The 16,606-nt window shown below is 32.6% G+C and carries 10 protein-coding genes; 1 reads left to right on the top strand and 9 read right to left on the bottom strand.

What is annotated here, in order from left to right:
• Nucleotides 1–136 precede the first annotated feature (136 nt).
• From lpdA to truA, 8 genes are all read right to left on the bottom strand, one after another.
• Nucleotides 137–1,525, bottom strand: a complete 1,389-nt coding sequence (lpdA, locus tag MW871_RS06975; RefSeq protein ID WP_188049849.1) for a dihydrolipoyl dehydrogenase — start codon at nt 1,523–1,525, stop codon at nt 137–139.
• Nucleotides 1,526–1,706: 181 nt separating this feature from the next.
• Complete coding sequence (locus MW871_RS06970; RefSeq protein WP_188049850.1) at nt 1,707–2,471, bottom strand: LytR/AlgR family response regulator transcription factor; 765 nt, start codon at nt 2,469–2,471, stop codon at nt 1,707–1,709.
• 59 nt (nt 2,472–2,530) lie between these two features.
• Nucleotides 2,531–3,850, bottom strand: coding sequence for a RagB/SusD family nutrient uptake outer membrane protein (locus tag MW871_RS06965; RefSeq protein WP_248428057.1), 1,320 nt, complete (start codon nt 3,848–3,850; stop codon nt 2,531–2,533).
• 11 nt (nt 3,851–3,861) lie between these two features.
• Nucleotides 3,862–7,200 carry a SusC/RagA family TonB-linked outer membrane protein gene (locus tag MW871_RS06960; RefSeq protein WP_248428056.1) on the bottom strand — a complete coding sequence of 1,113 codons (3,339 nt, stop codon included), beginning with the start codon at nt 7,198–7,200 and terminating at the stop codon, nt 3,862–3,864.
• A gap of 9 nt (nt 7,201–7,209) precedes the next feature.
• Complete coding sequence (locus MW871_RS06955) at nt 7,210–9,807, bottom strand: zinc-dependent metalloprotease (RefSeq protein ID WP_248428055.1); 2,598 nt, start codon at nt 9,805–9,807, stop codon at nt 7,210–7,212.
• A gap of 86 nt (nt 9,808–9,893) precedes the next feature.
• The gene (locus tag MW871_RS06950) at nt 9,894–11,465 is read right to left on the bottom strand and encodes a sensor histidine kinase (protein WP_248428054.1); all 1,572 of its coding nucleotides are present in this window, start codon (nt 11,463–11,465) and stop codon (nt 9,894–9,896) included.
• A 46-nt stretch (nt 11,466–11,511) separates the two neighbouring features.
• The gene (locus MW871_RS06945; protein ID WP_188049855.1) at nt 11,512–13,266 is read right to left on the bottom strand and encodes an ABC transporter ATP-binding protein; all 1,755 of its coding nucleotides are present in this window, start codon (nt 13,264–13,266) and stop codon (nt 11,512–11,514) included.
• Between the two features lie 93 nt (nt 13,267–13,359).
• Nucleotides 13,360–14,115, bottom strand: a complete 756-nt coding sequence (truA, locus tag MW871_RS06940; protein ID WP_248428053.1) for a tRNA pseudouridine(38-40) synthase TruA — start codon at nt 14,113–14,115, stop codon at nt 13,360–13,362.
• Nucleotides 14,116–14,357: 242 nt separating this feature from the next.
• On the opposite strand from truA, the gene MW871_RS06935 reads away from it, so the two are divergent.
• A complete protein-coding gene (locus MW871_RS06935; RefSeq protein WP_210643895.1) occupies nt 14,358–14,855 on the top strand; it encodes a metallophosphoesterase family protein in 498 nt (165 codons plus the stop codon).
• On the opposite strand, the gene MW871_RS06930 is transcribed toward MW871_RS06935, so the two are convergent.
• Nucleotides 14,830–16,557, bottom strand: coding sequence for a tetratricopeptide repeat-containing sensor histidine kinase (locus MW871_RS06930; protein ID WP_248428052.1), 1,728 nt, complete (start codon nt 16,555–16,557; stop codon nt 14,830–14,832). The two genes, MW871_RS06935 and MW871_RS06930, sit on opposite strands and share 26 nt — an antisense overlap.
• Nucleotides 16,558–16,606 lie beyond the last annotated feature (49 nt).

Here is a 16,606-nt window from a genome sequence, read left to right as displayed (position 1 = left end):
ACATTCTTTTTGTTATCGTACAAAACAGAATAAAATAGATGTTTAATTTTTAAAATAGAGCAAAAAAAATCCGTTTAGAATTTCTAAACGGATTTAATAAGTGAATAAGAAATCATTTCTTTTCTCCCAATGAATGCTATAAGTGAATTACTTCATCGTAAGCTGCAGCAACAGCTTCCATTACTGCTTCACTCATTGTTGGGTGTGGGTGAATTGATTTTAGGATTTCATGACCTGTAGTTTCCAGTTTACGAGCAACAACTGCCTCAGCAATCATATCGGTAACACCAGCACCAATCATGTGACAACCTAACCATTCGCCATATTTTGCATCAAAAATTACTTTTACAAATCCATCAGGAGTTCCTGCTGCTTTTGCTTTTCCTGAAGCAGAGAATGGGAATTTACCAATTTTTAATTCATATCCTTTTTCTTTAGCTTGCTTTTCTGTTAAACCTACTGAAGCAATTTCAGGAGTTGCATACGTACAACCCGGAACGTTTCCGTAATCGATAGGCTCTACATGTAAACCTGCAATTTTCTCTACACAGTTGATTCCTTCTGCAGAAGCAACGTGTGCTAATGCTTGTCCTGGTGTGATATCACCAATAGCATAATATCCAGGAATATTAGTTTGATTGTAAGCGTTTACTAAGATTTTATCTCTATCTGTAGCAATTCCTACTTCTTCTAAACCTATGTTTTCAATATTAGTTTTGATTCCAACTGCCGAAAGTAAAATGTCTGCTTCTATAACTTCTTCTCCTTTTGCTGTTTTTACAAATGCTTTCACACCAGCTCCGGTAGTATCAATTCTTTCTACAGACGAGTTCGTCATGATTTTGATACCAGCTTTTTTCAATGAGCGCTCCATTTGTTTCGAAATATCTTCGTCTTCAACAGGAACTACATTTGGCATAAATTCTACGATAGTCACTTCCGTTCCCATAGAATTGTAAAAATGTGCAAACTCAACTCCAATTGCTCCAGAACCCACAATAATCATTGATTTAGGTTGTGTTGGCAAAGTCATTGCTTGACGATATCCTATTACTTTTACACCATCTTGAGGTAAACTTGGTAATTCACGAGAACGCGCTCCAGTAGCAATGATGATATGATCCGCACTGTATTCTGTAACTTTATTCTCTTTATCCGTAACATCAACTTTTTTACCAGGTTTTAGTTTTCCAAAACCATCAATTACGTCGATTTTATTTTTTTTCATTAGGAACTGAACTCCTTTACTCATGTCTCCAGCAACAGTTCTACTGCGTTGTACAACAGCAGGAAAGTCTTTGTCAAATGATGAAATAGTCAATCCGTAATCAGAAGCGTGTTTCAAATAATCAAAAACCTGAGCTGATTTTAGCAATGCTTTTGTTGGTATACAACCCCAGTTTAGGCAAACTCCACCTAAACTTTCTTTTTCAATCACAGCTACTTTAAAGCCTAATTGCGATGCTCTAATGGCAGTAACATATCCACCTGGTCCACTTCCTAAAACTATAATATCGTATTTCATTTTTTAAAGTATTTATTTTTTTAAATTATAATAATGCAATTCGCAACAGCGCATTTCACTTTATATTGAACTTTATTCATTAATTGAGATGGCGAATTTAAGGATTTATTTTTAAAATTGAACTTAGTATTGAGTTGCATTCCTTTTTTTTAGGTAAGTGAAATCTAAGCACAAATTAATCTTAGTGATTAAGCCATTTTTTGAAATTATTTATTTCTTTTTTACTAAGAATAATAGGATCGTTCTCTACTGCTTTGACCGTGAGTTTTAATTCTATTTTTTGATTAGAATGTTTGATTATTTCACTAATAATGGTTCGTCGAACGATATATTTTCTATTTACCTTAAAAAAATGTTCCGAATCTAAATTGTGAATCAAATCTTTGATAGTATTGTTGTATAAATAGCTATTGCCAGAATTAGTATGTACAAATAGGTGTTTTCCAGTGGCTACAAAATAACTAATATCAGTTTCATTTATAGAAATAAGTTTGTATCCGTGATTGACTAAAAAGTGATGCTGAATCTTTTTTTGTTCAGGATTAGCAATGGCGTAAAGTGATTGTAAGGTGGAATCGCTTTTGAAACGCTCTTTTATCTTGGTAAACTTTACTAAGGCTTCTAGTAATTCTTGCTCTTCGAAAGGTTTTAAAAGGTAATCAATGGTAAAGTGTTTGAATACTTTAATGGCATACAAATCATAAGCGGTAATAAAAATAACAGGACATGAAATATTCGTTTTCTCAAAGATTTCAAGACTTTTTCCGTCTCCTAAATGAATGTCCATGAAAGCTAGATCGACTTTATAATCTGTAAAGAAAGTGACTGCATCTTCTACTGATTTTAAAATGGTGATTTGATCTATGACAATCACTTCTTGCTGTTCTAAAATTGATTTTAGATAGCTCGAAGCAAGATGTTCATCCTCAACAATGGCAATTTTCATTTGCTTTTTTATGTAAAGTTAAAAAAAAAGTCCAGCTATAAAAGCTGGACTTTTCTTATTTACAAATCAGGATTGTTTAATCGCACATTTGCCGGAAAGGGTAGGGTATAACGCGGATCATTCTGAGTTAATGTATAGCTTGTACCGTCGAGCATATGAACAATTTGTTTTTGAGAAGCTCTTCTTAAATCAAACCAACGGTGGCCTTCTACTGTAAACTCTCGTTGTCTTTCTTGAGAGATAAAATTAGAAAGAGCCACTTTATCCATTGCATTGATTTCTAAGGTCAGTTGGTCAAAACCTGCTGCAGTATATCTTTTTTCGATAAAAGTTAGTAGCGTAGTTTTGGCTGCAGCCAAATTGTTCACTTCATTTAAAGTTTCTGCTTTTGTAAGATACAATTCAGCCGTTCTAAAAGAAGATTTTTGATTGAGCTCACCGCCTTTTTTGAATTTGAAACGGCTTCCGTTTGCTAGAAAATAAATAGGAAAGCGCAAATCAGTTTGCTTATTAAATGCTGCAATTAAATCTACAGAAACATACGAAGCACTTTTTAAACTATTGATAAATGTATCTTCAAGCGCTAGAATTGATTCGGCTGTGTCGTAATTGTTTGGCAAAACACTTTTGGTGTTCAGGTTTACTAATTCATTTTTATATGCCAATGCATTATTCACAGCTTCCAGCGCTTTAGACCATTCCTTTTGATACAAATAAATACGAGATTCAAATGCATATAAGGCCGCTTTTGAAAAACGGTAATTAATTCCCTTAACTTGTGTTTCTATATTCAATAAGCTTTTTGCCTGCTCTTTGTCTAATTGAATTTGGTTGTAAATGGCAGCCACACTTTCTGGAACATAGGCTTGTTCTAAATCTATTTTTAGTGCTAACGGAACTCCTTTATCTGTAGGGGCGGTTGCAGGGTTATAGGGTTTTGCAAATAAATTGATTAGATCAAAATAAGCCATTGCTCTAAGGGCATGAGCTTCGCCAATTAGTTGGTTTTTCTCCGGTGAGTCGGAAACTTTTTTACTTGCTTCATTGATTACAACATTCGAATAAAAAATCACATTATACAATTGTTGGTATTGGAAATCAGTTGTTAATCTATCAGGATTAGCATCTTTCCAGATGTAGATGTCTTTGTAGTACACTAAATCATCACTATACTCATTTAACATTAACTCATCGCCTCTCAAAGAAGTTAACGATTTGTGTTGTGGATATACTTCGTAGCCTTTTGTTAGTACGGCTCTAAAATCATTTAAAGTTTCTGGAATAACTTTTCCCACTGGTTTTACGTCTAAATAATTATCACAACTTGTTACAGCTACCACAGTGATAAACAAGAGTATATATTTTGTTATATTTTTCATCTTAAATTGGTTTAAAAAGTTATGTTACATCCTAAAGAGAATGACTTTGGAATAGGTTGAGCGTAAATATTTCCGAAAGTTTCTGGGTCAAAATATCCTTTGTAATCAGAACTAATCACGAATAAGTTTCTAGCCTCGGCACTAAAACGAATGCTTTCTATAAATATTTTTTCGCTTGCTTTTTTAGGCAAAGTATACCCCAAACGTACACTACTTAAGCGCATATAGCTCATTTCTTTAACCCATGTGTCTAACAATTTGTAAGTATCCAACGGACTTGCGCTTGAATACCAGTTGTACGCCATCCAGGAATCTCCAGTTCCTGAGTCTTTACTATTGATTGCTGGTAACTTTGATCCTGTATTAGTAGGAGACCAAGCATTTAAGATGTCAGTTGTGTAATTCTGACTGCGATCAACAGTTGTACCGTTGTAAGGAGGTGTTTGTACGACTGTTTGTTTGATGTTGAAAGTAGTAGCAACCGATAAGTCAAAATCATGCACTTTAAAAGTATTGGTAAAACCACCTATGAATTTAGGATCTAAATCTCCTGCATACGTAAATAAATCTCTAGTTGCTTCAGCAGTCAATTTAGATTGCGAAAGTTCTCCAGGGAAAAAATCAGCAAACGGATCAAACAATTCAAATAGTGTTTGTGTATTTACAGTTTCTCCTTTTTTGTTGATAAATAATGGGTATCCATTTTCGTCAATTCCTGCCGTTTTCAAAGCAAAAACTGCATTTACGGGATAACCTTCTCTTGACGGAAGGTAACTGTTTGATCGCACTTCTAAGCGATCTACATTACTCTTATTGTGCGAAAAATTGATGTTAGAAGTCCATTTAAAGTTGGGAAGATCAATGTTTTTTGTTGCAATAGCAATTTCATAACCTTTATTGGTTACTTGTGCCCAGTTTAGTGTTGTAAACTCGAAACCATTTTCTAAAGGAAGAGAACGAAGTCCAATTAAATCGCTACTTTTTCTACCATAAACATCGGTTACAAAGCTTATGCGATTATTAAACAATCCTAAATCAAGCCCTAAGTTGGTATTTGTTGTTTTTTCCCAACGCAACTTATCGTTTGGAGGACTTGTAATAGTGATAGTTGGTTCAGTCTGACCAGGAAGTATCGTTGCATTTTTATATTCACCAACTACATAAGGGGATGTGCCTTTGTCTATGTTTCCTTGTAGTCCGTAGGAAGCGCGCAGTCTAAAATTAGATATAACACTGTTGTCTTTTAGGAAATCTTCTTGTGAAACCAACCACGAACCAGAGGCAGCCCAAAGTGGCAAATATTTATATTTAGGATCTACTCCAAACAAGTCTGATCCGTCATAACGTACACTACCAAAAACAGTATATTTTCTATCATAAGTATAAGCTGCAGTCGCATAAAAAGAAGCATATGCATTTTCATTTTCGTTTTTTCGGTATGTTTTGTAAGCTTCTTCATTTGCTAAACTTTCATTCGGAAATATAATTTGTGTTGTATTTAATGTTTTTGGATCAAATCCAAAACCTTTAGTTGCAACAGCAGTACTATAACTTCTTCTTAACTCATTTCCTACCATGAAATCTACCTCATGCTTTTCATTAAAAACAGTAGAGTAATTTACCATTGTTTTCCAGTTGTATTGAAAAAAATCAGTATTTGTATTTTGAATTATACCACCATTAGGAAGAAAATAGTTGTAGCTCCCGTTACTATATCTACGAGTTTTTTCTCTTTCTTTTCTTGTAAAATAAGTTTCTTTATCGGCAAATTTCTCGCTTGAAGTGTTATCTAGCTGCAAACCAATTTGAGAGCTTATTTTTAAATCTTTAATAATTTTGTAATCTAAATCAAAAATTGCTTTGAAGGCTCTGTTTTTTAATTCATAAGAACTATTTTCTCTTTCTTCTAAAATATTAAAAGGAACATATCGATCGGAGTAACCGGTAATATCTTTGTCATAATTATAACTTCCATCTGCTTTTAGTGGTGTTAGATAAGGATTTACAGAGCGTGTATAATTTGCCGGATTTGTGAATCCGTCTGTATCAGTTATGTACGATTTTGTGCTGCTTTGAGCACCAAACATAGCAATACCAACATTTAATTTATCAGTAAGGTCGTAGTTGTTTTTTAACGTCAAATTATATCTTTTAAAACCAGTTCCAATGGTCGCTCCCTCTTCATCAAAAACTCCCAAAGAGAAATAGTAATCTGATTTTTCTCCACCTCCAGAAAGGCTTAAGCCGTGTTGGGTGTTTACCGAATTTTGATACAATAGATTACCCCAATTCGTGTTGTTATTTCTTAAGCTATTGATTGATTGTTGCGTAGTAGGGTTTAAAGCTGAAAAGCCACCTGCTCTAAACGTATTTAACTCATTTGAACCATTTAAAATGCGGGCAATTTCTCCTCCATTATCTCTGTATGTCAAATCAGATCTACTAGCCATTGCAAGTTCAAAATCGACCTTTTGATTACTGTTCATCAAATTTAATTTTGAGAAATCAGGCTTTTGCGTGATAAAAGTGGCGGTATTGAAATTGACTTTCATGTTCCCTTTTTTACCTTTTTTTGTTGTAATTACAATTACACCATTGGCAGCTCTCGCTCCATAAATGGCTGTTGCAGCGGCATCTTTTAGGATAGTGATATCTTTAATATCATCAGGATTTAGGCCTGCAATAGAGTAATTTGTTAATTGATCTATATTGTCTTTGTCATAATTTTTAGGCACATCGTTACTCTCTAAGGGTAAACCATCCAGTACCCATAAAGGATCTTGTGAACCGGATAGTGAGGCTGTTCCTCTAATTCTTATTTTTGCAACCGCACCTGGAGCACCAGTTCCTGGAGTAACTGCAACACCTGTAATTTGTCCTACTAATAGTTGGTCTATACTTGCTACACCAGCCTGCTGAATATTTGCCATCGCTACATTAGCAACAGCAGCAGTCAATTTTCTTTTTTCTATTTTTTGGTATCCTGTAATAATAACTTCTTGCAACTGACTTACATCTGAAGTTAAAGATATTTTGTAATTTTTTTGAACAGTTATTGGTAAAGTATAAGATTTATAACCTAGATAACTGACTCTTAGAGAAGAGATATCTTTATTAATTTTTAATTCAAAATTACCATCCATATCAGTAATCGTTCCAATGCTTGCGCTTTCTATAACACCTTCTTGTTTGGTGCTATTAGATACTGAGGTATTCTCCGCATAAATTGAAACCCCTGGAATAGGAAGGTTGTCTTGTGAGTCAATTATTTTACCAGTGATAATTCTGGTTTCTTGTGCATATCCTGATATGGCGCACAAGAGGAGTAAAGTGAGTATTAATTTTTTCATTTTAGTGGTTTATAAAGTAGTTGTTAATGCTTTTTTGATGCGTTGTATTAAATCTAAATAATGATTCTTGGTAGATTGATTTCCGGTATTCTTTTTCATTTCTAATAATTGAAGAACTTTGTTTAATTCTCCTTTTTTATCAGAAGTGATTTCTGAAACGCGTTTCAAAGAAGATTGATTGATGTTTCTAGCCATCTGACTCTCATTGAGTTGATTACACAAATTAGGCATGGCTAGTGTTTGTTGAATATCTATTATTTTCTTGGCATCCGTTTTTTCAAATAGTTTATTTGTAGATACAATTAAAACATCAACATAATTTTTCTGCGTCATGCGTTCTAAAATCGACAATGATTTGTTTAGAATTGTTGGAGCAAATACGTGTTGATGAACTTTTTTGAATAAATTATTGACCGTAAATATATTTTCTTTGCTTCCATTTCTTTGATATAATTCATTTTCAGTCATTCTCATTAAACGTTCGTCACTAAACAGATCGTATAAAATACTATACTGTAATTCGCGCGATAAAGTATATGGGGTATATTCATAAGGTCCAACAGGAGAATCTTTTAAAGGATTAGTTTTGTCTAAAATTGGATTGAAAAATAACCATTCTGGAATTGTAAGAACATTTTTGATTAAATAATCGGTGGCATTATTTTGAGTTAGAGCAGCAACTGGAATATAACTTTGTTTGTTATCTCCATGAACGATGGCATTAAGGTAAACACCTCCAATATTATTCAAGACATGACGATTGTATAATTGCCATTGGCCAATGGTGCCAATATATAATTTTCCTGTTTCGTAATACGTATCATCCTTTTCATAAGTCCATTCAAGAATGTTATTTACAACACGCTTTAGATTTTTAAGACCATATTCACTAGCCTTTACAGCATCATTTCCTAAATCTTCAGATTGTGATCTTGGATCAATTGTTGAAGCTCCATCTTGTTGTTCACCATAAAAATAAATGGGATCGTTTTGATGTTTGCTAATCAATGCATTCAGTTTATTGGTTTCGTTCTCTTCTTCAGGATACCATCTGTATCCCCAATCTATGGCGTATTTGTCATATTCCCCAATTTTAGGAGTGATAGCAGTTACATTATCTTCAGGTTGTGCCACATAATTATAACGAGCATAATCCATAATTGAAGGTGCAGTTCCGCCCATTTTTTCTGTAAAATCTTTAGATCGTAACGACTCAACATCGTATGCAAAAGAAGAACCCATATTATGTTTTAACCCAAAAGTATGTCCAACTTCATGAGAAGATACAAAACGAATCGCTTCACCCATGTGCTCATCACTAAACTTATTGCCTCTTGCTTTTGGATCTATAGCTCCAGTTTGAATGCGCATCCAGCTGTGTAAAGAAGTCATCACATTATGCCACCAGATAATATCAGCTTCGATAATTTCTCCACTTCTAGGATCTACCACAGAGGGTCCCATGGCATTTGCTTTTTGAGAGGCAGCATATGTTATTACAGAATATCTTACATCATCAATATCAAAATCTAAATCAGCTTCTGTAGGTTCTTTAGCGATTATCGCATTCTTAAATCCAGCTCTTTCAAAAGCAATTTGCCAATCATGAACTCCGTCTATAATATATTGTCTCCACTGTTTTGGTGTAGAGGGATCAATGTAATATACGATAGGTTTTAATGGCTCAACTAATTCCCCTCTAAGGTATTTTTCTTGATCTTCTTTTTTAGGTTCTAATCGCCAGCGGGTAATTAGTTCTTTTTCCATCATGGCATGTTGCGCATCATTAAAATACCAATGTTTTTCTGTAAAATAACCAATTCGATTATCAGAAAAACGTGGTTTCATAGGTACTTTATCAAGAAGAATAATATTACTTGTAACTCCAAGTGTTACTGATAATGACGGACCACCTTCGGATACAGAGGTGGTTAATTGCGATTTGACTACAATGTTTTTTGGGAATGATTTTGCGCCTTCAATATAGGATAAGTCGGATTTTACAGAACCTCCAAATCCAATATTACTCAACACATCATTAAAACTTTTTTGTTTGCCATCAAAAATTTTATTGACTTTAATTACAACCGAAGTAGAGTCGTTATTTTTGGTTTCAATATCAAAAAACTCAATAATAGACTCAGAGAAATTATTGGCTACAGAAGTCGTTATGGCATCCTCTTTTGGAGATGAAACTTTAGGGACATAGGATTTTACCCAAACTTTTTTGGCTACTGCATCTTTATAAAAACTGATTATTTTGTTTTCATAGTTCATTCCTTTATTTAAACCCGCATCATTAACCTGAAAAGGAACTTGTGATAGTTTATTTACAACCAGAAATTCTCGGTTAAACAAACTGTCTTGAATTTCAAAATACAGATCTGTTTTTACCTCAATGATATTGAATAATCCTTTTTTTACTGTACCATCTTTGATCAAATCGTTGTACTTTTTACCTTTTTTGGAGGCTGTACTATCTTTTGCTATTTCGGTATTGTTTGCTTTTTTATTTTTCTTTTGCGAATAACTGGACACAGAAAGCAACAAGAATAAAAATAAAATGTAGATTGTTTTATAGTTTTGCAACAAAGCCTTTTCCCTCATTTGAATGTTAAGTTTAGGTTAATTTTCGGCGAAAACTATTGATTTTTTACGCTTTAAAAAAATAAACGGGAGTGAGTGGCTTTTTTTTAGGAGTGGATGTCAATAAGAGGTAAAATACAGGTAAAAGTTTCTTCTTTTTCTGATACTTCAAAATCATTTTTAGAATAATAATCATAAATACTTCTCAAGTAATTCAGACCAAACTTGGTACTTGGCTCCGTATTTGGCTTTTTTTGCAAATTATTTATCACAGTAACTTTATTTTTCTCTACTATTATTTGAGTATGCAAAGGTTTATCGTGTGTGGCTAAATTATGCTTTATAGCATTTTCTACCAGAATTTGAAAAGATAAATAGGGCAAACTCTTGCTTAATGCAGATTCATCCTCAATTTTTATGGTAAAAATTAATTCATCATTAAAACGGGTTTGCTGCAGGAAAATATATTTTTCAATAAATAATAGTTCCTGGTTTAGGGAGACAATATTTCCCTCAGGAGGATCTATTAAATAACGGTAAATTCGTGATAAATTTAATGTAAACTTTTTAGCAATTTTCCCATCACTATCAATTAACATATAAAGAGAATTTAGCGAATTAAATAAAAAATGAGGATTAATTTGCTCTTTAAGTTGTCGCAATTGAATCAATGCTTTTTCCTTAATTATTTTTTCGTTTTCTAAAAATAATGAGTTTTTTTCTTTGGTAAGCTGTGCTTTCTCTAAGTAAGACCTTCGGTTTGCTCTTGCAAATAAATAAAAGATAAAAAGAAGCATTGCTGTGGTAACCAAATAGATTAAGGTTGCATATTTTTTTACCAAATTTACATTCTCATCAGCAAAAACTTTTGGGAAATTCACGCTAATATACCAGTCTGATCCTTGTACATCAAGCTTTTTTGTGAAACGAATAACATCCAATTTTAAATACTCTGAAAGAGAGATTCTCTTAATGAAATTTTTGTCTTTATTGAATAAAGTATCAGAGGGTTTTAAATTGGAAATTTTAAAAATATTTTGGCCAATAAATAAAATATCTGGATGAAAAATACAGATTCCATTTTGATCAAACACAAAAATATAATTTGGAGCCTTTTCATCTACTGTTGAAAAATAGTTATGTAAGGCTTTTAAATTAATATCATAGCCATATCTAACGATCGTTTTATTGGTAGATTCAAGTTTAAAAAAACAACGCCAAACCCATTGATTTCCTTCTTTAATTATGCTACTATTTTGCGTTAAATCTTTATTTTTAGCTACAAAACGATTGATGTTATTTTGATAGGTTATTTCATTCTCTCCTTTTCCAAAATGAATTTTACCATCGTCTATCCTGAACCAGTTGTGAAGTACTAAAGAATCAGTAGCTTGAATAGCACTTACTACGGCAATATTTGAAACTAATTCTCTAGGAATACTTATTTTTAAAAGTTCCTTAATTTGTCTTTGAGGCTCTAGAAATTTAGAAAACTCCTGAGAAACTAATTCTTGTTTTTTAATAAAGTTACGTTGTGCCATTTCTTCATTTGACTTTTCAGTAATTTTTGTGATTAAGTTACTTAACACAAATACTGAAATTCCAGCAAGAAGTATAGATATGATGCCATAGACCAAAAAGGCGCGTCTAGTAGTGGTATATTTTAATTTAAATTTCAAATAGTTAAGGGTTAAATTTCATATCACGATACTCAAATAATAAAAGTTAGTTGGCCACTGAAAATTGAGAATCATACAAATTTTTATAATACCCTTTTTCACGACTAATTAATTCTTGGTGTGTACCTTCCTCAACAATTAGACCTTTATCCATCACCACAATTTTGTCTGCATTAACTATAGTTGCCAAACGGTGCGCAATAACAATCGAAGTTCTACCTTTAGTAATGGTTTCAGTGGCACGTTGTATCAACTCTTCAGAATACGTATCAATAGATGAGGTTGCTTCATCTAAAATCAAAATACTAGGATTACTTACATACGCTCTCAAAAAAGCAATCAACTGGCGTTGTCCAGACGACAGCATAACGCCACGTTCTTTAACGTCAAAATCATAACCATCAGGGAGACTCATAATGAAATCGTGAACACCAATTTTTTTGGCTGCTGCCAAAACTTGATCGCGCGTAATATCAGGATTATTTAATGTGATATTATTAAAAATAGTATCGGCAAAAAGAAAAATATCTTGTAACACAACGGCGATTTGTTTTCTTAACGAACTTAAAGTATACTGTTCGATATTGTTATTATCAACATAGATAGAACCACTATTAATTTCGTAAAAACGATTTAGTAAATTAATAATAGTAGATTTTCCTGCTCCCGTAGAACCTACAATTGCAATAGTTTGCCCAGCTCTTACTTCTAGGTCAATTCCTTTGATCACTTCCTCATCAGGAATATAACCAAAATGAACTTTCTTAAAGGTTATGTCTCCGTTAAAAACAGGTGCCTCTATAACTCCAGTATCTTGTATTTGATCTTCAGTGTCTAAAATATCAAAAACACGATTTGCTGCAATCATACCCAATTGCATCTCATTGAATTTGTCTGCAATTTGTCGCAAAGGATTAAATAACATTGCAATAAACATTGTGTACGAAAATAAATCTCCAAAGGTGGTAAAGGTATCACCGTTTAAAATCTTAAAACCTCCGTAAAGAACTATAAATCCTAAAGTCAAGGAGGAAATAATATCTGCAATAGGGAAGAAGATAGAGTTATAAAGAATTGTTTTTATCCAAGCTTTTTTATGTTTATCATTAATTTCTTTAAATTTTTCTGATTCAATTTTTTCACGATTAAAGAGTTGTACAATCTTCATTCCCGTTACACGCTCTTGTACAAAAGAGTTCATATTGGCAATTTGGTTTCTAACTTCCTCAAAAGCAACTTGCATTTTTCTCTGAAATATACGGGTAAAGAAAACAAGTATTGGCATAGCAACAATTACTATCCAAGTCAGTTTCCAGTTCATGTAAAACATAAAAAGCAAAACCACGACCATTTTCATAAGGTCACTAATAATCATAAATAAACCTTGACTAAAAATACGAGCAATAGACTCAATATCCGAAACAGAACGAGTTACTAATTGTCCTACTGGAACAAGATCAAAATATTTCATTCGAAAACTTAATATATGCTGAAATAGTTTTACACGAATGTCTTTTACAATATCCTGACCCAACCAGTTTGCCCAAAATACAAAGTAAAATTGCGAAAATACTTCTAATAAAAGTACAATTCCCATTAAAACAACATACAATAATAAACCATGCTGATCTTGGTTCGAGATGTAACCATCTACAGTTTGTTTCAACAAATAGGGACGCAATGCTGCAAACACCGAAAGGGAAATGGCAAAAATAATTACACCATTAAAACGCCATTGGTAAGGTTTTGTATATTTTAAAATTCTTTTAAATAATCGGGTATCAAATGCCTTTGCTTTCATATTTTTTTTTAGGAGCTATTTCCTGCTATTCGTTTCAATCTTTAGGGTTTCGTTTCGCAACGATTCCCTAAAGGATTTTAACTGCTATCAGGGCTATTTTGTAATATAATCGTACTCTATTTCGGTTAAATATAAGCCATGTGCCGGAACCGAAAAACCAGCTTTGTCTCTGCTTTTACTTTTTATAATGTTTTCAAAATCCTCTAAAGTGATTTTGTGCAGACCAATATTAATCAAAGTACCCACAATAGCGCGTACCATATTTCTCAAAAATCGATTGGCCGAAATCGTAAAAATTAATTTTCCATACTCTTCTTTTGTTGACCCTAAAGTCCAATGGGCTTTAAAAATGGTACAATCAAAAGTGTTTACGTCTGTATTTACTTTAGAAAAACATTGAAAATCAGTATAACTAAATAATAATTTTGCCGCTTCATTCATTAGATCAATATCTAATTTTTGGTAAAAATACCAACTTTGTTCCTGTAAAAAAGGATCTTTGAATGTGTTTATATGGTATTCGTATGTTCTTTTTACCGCATCAAAACGGCTGTGTGCTTGATCAGAAACAGGAATGATCGTATAAACTGTAATATCCTTTGGTAAATAAGAATTTAGCTTGTGTACCAGACTCGGGATATTAAATTGTTTATCATAATCAAAATGGGCAAACATCTGCTTAGCGTGAACACCAGTATCTGTTCGGCCAGCTCCCATCAAGTTTATTTCAGTATTTAATAAAGTAGAAACAGCGTTATTCATTGTTTCTTGTACTGAAGATGCGTTAGGTTGTAATTGCCAACCATGATAACGGGTTCCGTTGTAAGCTAATTTTATAAAATATCTCAAGTCTATTTTTTTGAAGCTACAAAGATACTTATTAATTTTTTGGCTACGAAGTCACCAATAGCCAAAGTTTGTTAAGTTTCTAATGGATTTTTTATTTGGAATCCTAATGTCTAATTTTGCAAGATTACATAGCCCAGATTGTAGAGGAAATCCTTTTTGTTCGCTACGGTGAACAAAAAGATTGAAACGAAAAGCTGGAAATAGCTCCAGAAAAATATTTAACTTGCATTGAGATTAAAAAAATGAAAAAAATTCTTCTTCTATCCGATACGCATAGTCATATTGATGACACGATTTTAAAATATGTAAATCAAGCAGATGAGGTTTGGCATGCAGGTGATATCGGCGCGTTGACAGTCACTGATACAATTAAAAAACTAAAGCCATTACGAGCTGTTTTCGGCAATATTGATGACGCACAAGCCAGACTTGAGTTTCCTTTGCACAATCGTTTTATGTGTGAGGGAGTAGATGTCTGGATTACTCATATTGGTGGTTATCCCGGAAAATACAATCCCAATATTAAAGAGGAAATTGCTAGTAATCCTCCTAAATTATTTATTTGTGGTCATTCGCACATTCTAAAAGTGATTTATGATAAAAAAAATAACTTTTTACACATGAATCCTGGTGCAGCTGGTAAAAGCGGTTTTCATCAAGTGCGAACCATGTTGCGTTTTGTGATCGATGGTGATGCCATCAAAGATTTAGAAATTATTGAGATAGAAAAACAGGGTTAATTGCTTTCTTGGGATAGGTGATAGGTACTATGATTTTTATTGAAGTTCCAAGATTTATTTTAGAATTAATATCCATAGTTCCTTTGAGATTAGTAAGGCGCGATCTAATCTGATTAAGTCCAAAACCTTCTAAAATATGGAATTTCTTGCAATCAAAACCTTTCCCATTGTCTATTATATCAATTTGCAAAGAGCCGTTATCTTCCTTAAGACTTAATTTGGCCTGATTTGCTTGGCTGTGTTTGATAATGTTGTTTAGGAGTTCCATAATGATGAAGTAGATTTTTATTTCAAAATCTTCATCATAACGTGTTTTTCTTTCTACACAGCTTGAATATTTAAAATTAAGAATTGAATTAGAATTCTTTTCGCATAAATCTTCTAATGCATCAAAAAGTCCAAATCGCGCTAATACAGAAGGCATTAATTCATGAGAAAGATTTCTTACTTGGTCGTGTGCTTCCTCTATAATGGTCTTTGTTTTAATTATTTCTTGAGAGGGTGATTCGCTTTGAGAAATATGCGCATACAAATGCATTCCGGCTGAAGAAAGTAAAGCGCTAATGTTATCGTGCAAAAAAGAAGCTATTTTTTTTCGTTCTAATTGTTGTCCATTTATAGTGGCATTAATTGTATTTTCCTGAACTTTACTTCGTAAATCCTTAAGTTTGTTTTTGTGTTTTAATTTTACGTTTTGAGAGTAAAAATAAAATAAGAAGAATAACAATAGTAACATGGATAGTAAGACTATGAAAATCTTTTTATTTCGGGATTGCTCATTCAATAATATACTTTCTTTACTTTTTAAACGGTTTTCTATTTTATCTATTTCTCTTTTAAATTCGTCAATTTGAAGATTTATACCCGCCACATTGGCTTTATTTTTTTTCTCTTCACTATTCAGTTCTTCGTTAAGAGTATTGTAAATGGCTAAATTTTTGTACGCATTTTGATAATCACCATTTTTACCTAAAAACTTTGAATATTCATGATAAGAATAGGATAAATCTGATTTTTCATTTCCTTCATTTCCTAATAATATGGCATTCTCAAAGTAGTATTTGGCTTTTGGTTTGTCATTTTTATGATTATAGTACATTCCGTTTAGCATGTTCAACACTACAACTGTAGTCGAGTCGCCATGTTTCTTATGGTACTTATTTATGTATTCTAGATAGGGTAATCCTTCTTCAAACTTATCAATATCAAAATAAGCCCATGTCAAATTGACTTTGGTAAACACTATTCTAGAGGAATCTTTAATTTTGATACTGTATTCTAAGGATTTTTTGTAATAATAAATTCCTTTTTCATATTGCTTTTTATCAAAGCAATAAATATTACCCAAGTTGTTATTTATCCAGTTCTTTAAAATGTCATTATTGGTCTTATTAGCATAAGTTAAGCCTTTGTGATAATAGTAAAACGCTTTGTCGTATTCGGACAATTGATCAAAATTGGCGGCGATTGTATTGTAAGCACTAGCGATTAAGTTATTGTCTTTTGAACAAATTGCTAGTTTTAAACCAAGTCTAGAGCGTATTAAAGATTTTTCATAGCTTCCATTTCTCATTAAATCAATAGCTTCTTTAATAATTGCCTCAGCATTATTTTCTACTTTTTTGTCTTTAGCTGCTAAAATGGTAAAAGAGAAAAAATTGAATCCCAAAAATAATGCAATAAAAAGATGTTTTAGCGGCATAAATAGTTGTTTTGAGCTATTGGTTAAATAGGTTTTTGGTTTAGTTAGA

The sequence above is a fragment of the Flavobacterium pygoscelis genome (assembly GCF_023162025.1).
GTDB lineage: Bacteria > Bacteroidota > Bacteroidia > Flavobacteriales > Flavobacteriaceae > Flavobacterium > Flavobacterium pygoscelis.
This window is presented reverse-complemented; position numbering and strand designations above follow the sequence as displayed.

Coding starts and splice junctions, on each gene's coding strand:
- MW871_RS06945 (WP_188049855.1), bottom strand. CDS start 13,266: ATGAAAGCAAAGGCATTTGATACCCGATTATTTAAAAGAATTTTAAAA.
- lpdA (WP_188049849.1), bottom strand. CDS start 1,525: ATGAAATACGATATTATAGTTTTAGGAAGTGGACCAGGTGGATATGTT.
- MW871_RS06935 (WP_210643895.1), top strand. CDS start 14,358: ATGAAAAAAATTCTTCTTCTATCCGATACGCATAGTCATATTGATGAC.
- MW871_RS06930 (WP_248428052.1), bottom strand. CDS start 16,557: ATGCCGCTAAAACATCTTTTTATTGCATTATTTTTGGGATTCAATTTT.
- MW871_RS06965 (WP_248428057.1), bottom strand. CDS start 3,850: ATGAAAAATATAACAAAATATATACTCTTGTTTATCACTGTGGTAGCT.
- MW871_RS06970 (WP_188049850.1), bottom strand. CDS start 2,471: ATGAAAATTGCCATTGTTGAGGATGAACATCTTGCTTCGAGCTATCTA.
- MW871_RS06955 (WP_248428055.1), bottom strand. CDS start 9,807: ATGAGGGAAAAGGCTTTGTTGCAAAACTATAAAACAATCTACATTTTA.
- MW871_RS06960 (WP_248428056.1), bottom strand. CDS start 7,200: ATGAAAAAATTAATACTCACTTTACTCCTCTTGTGCGCCATATCAGGA.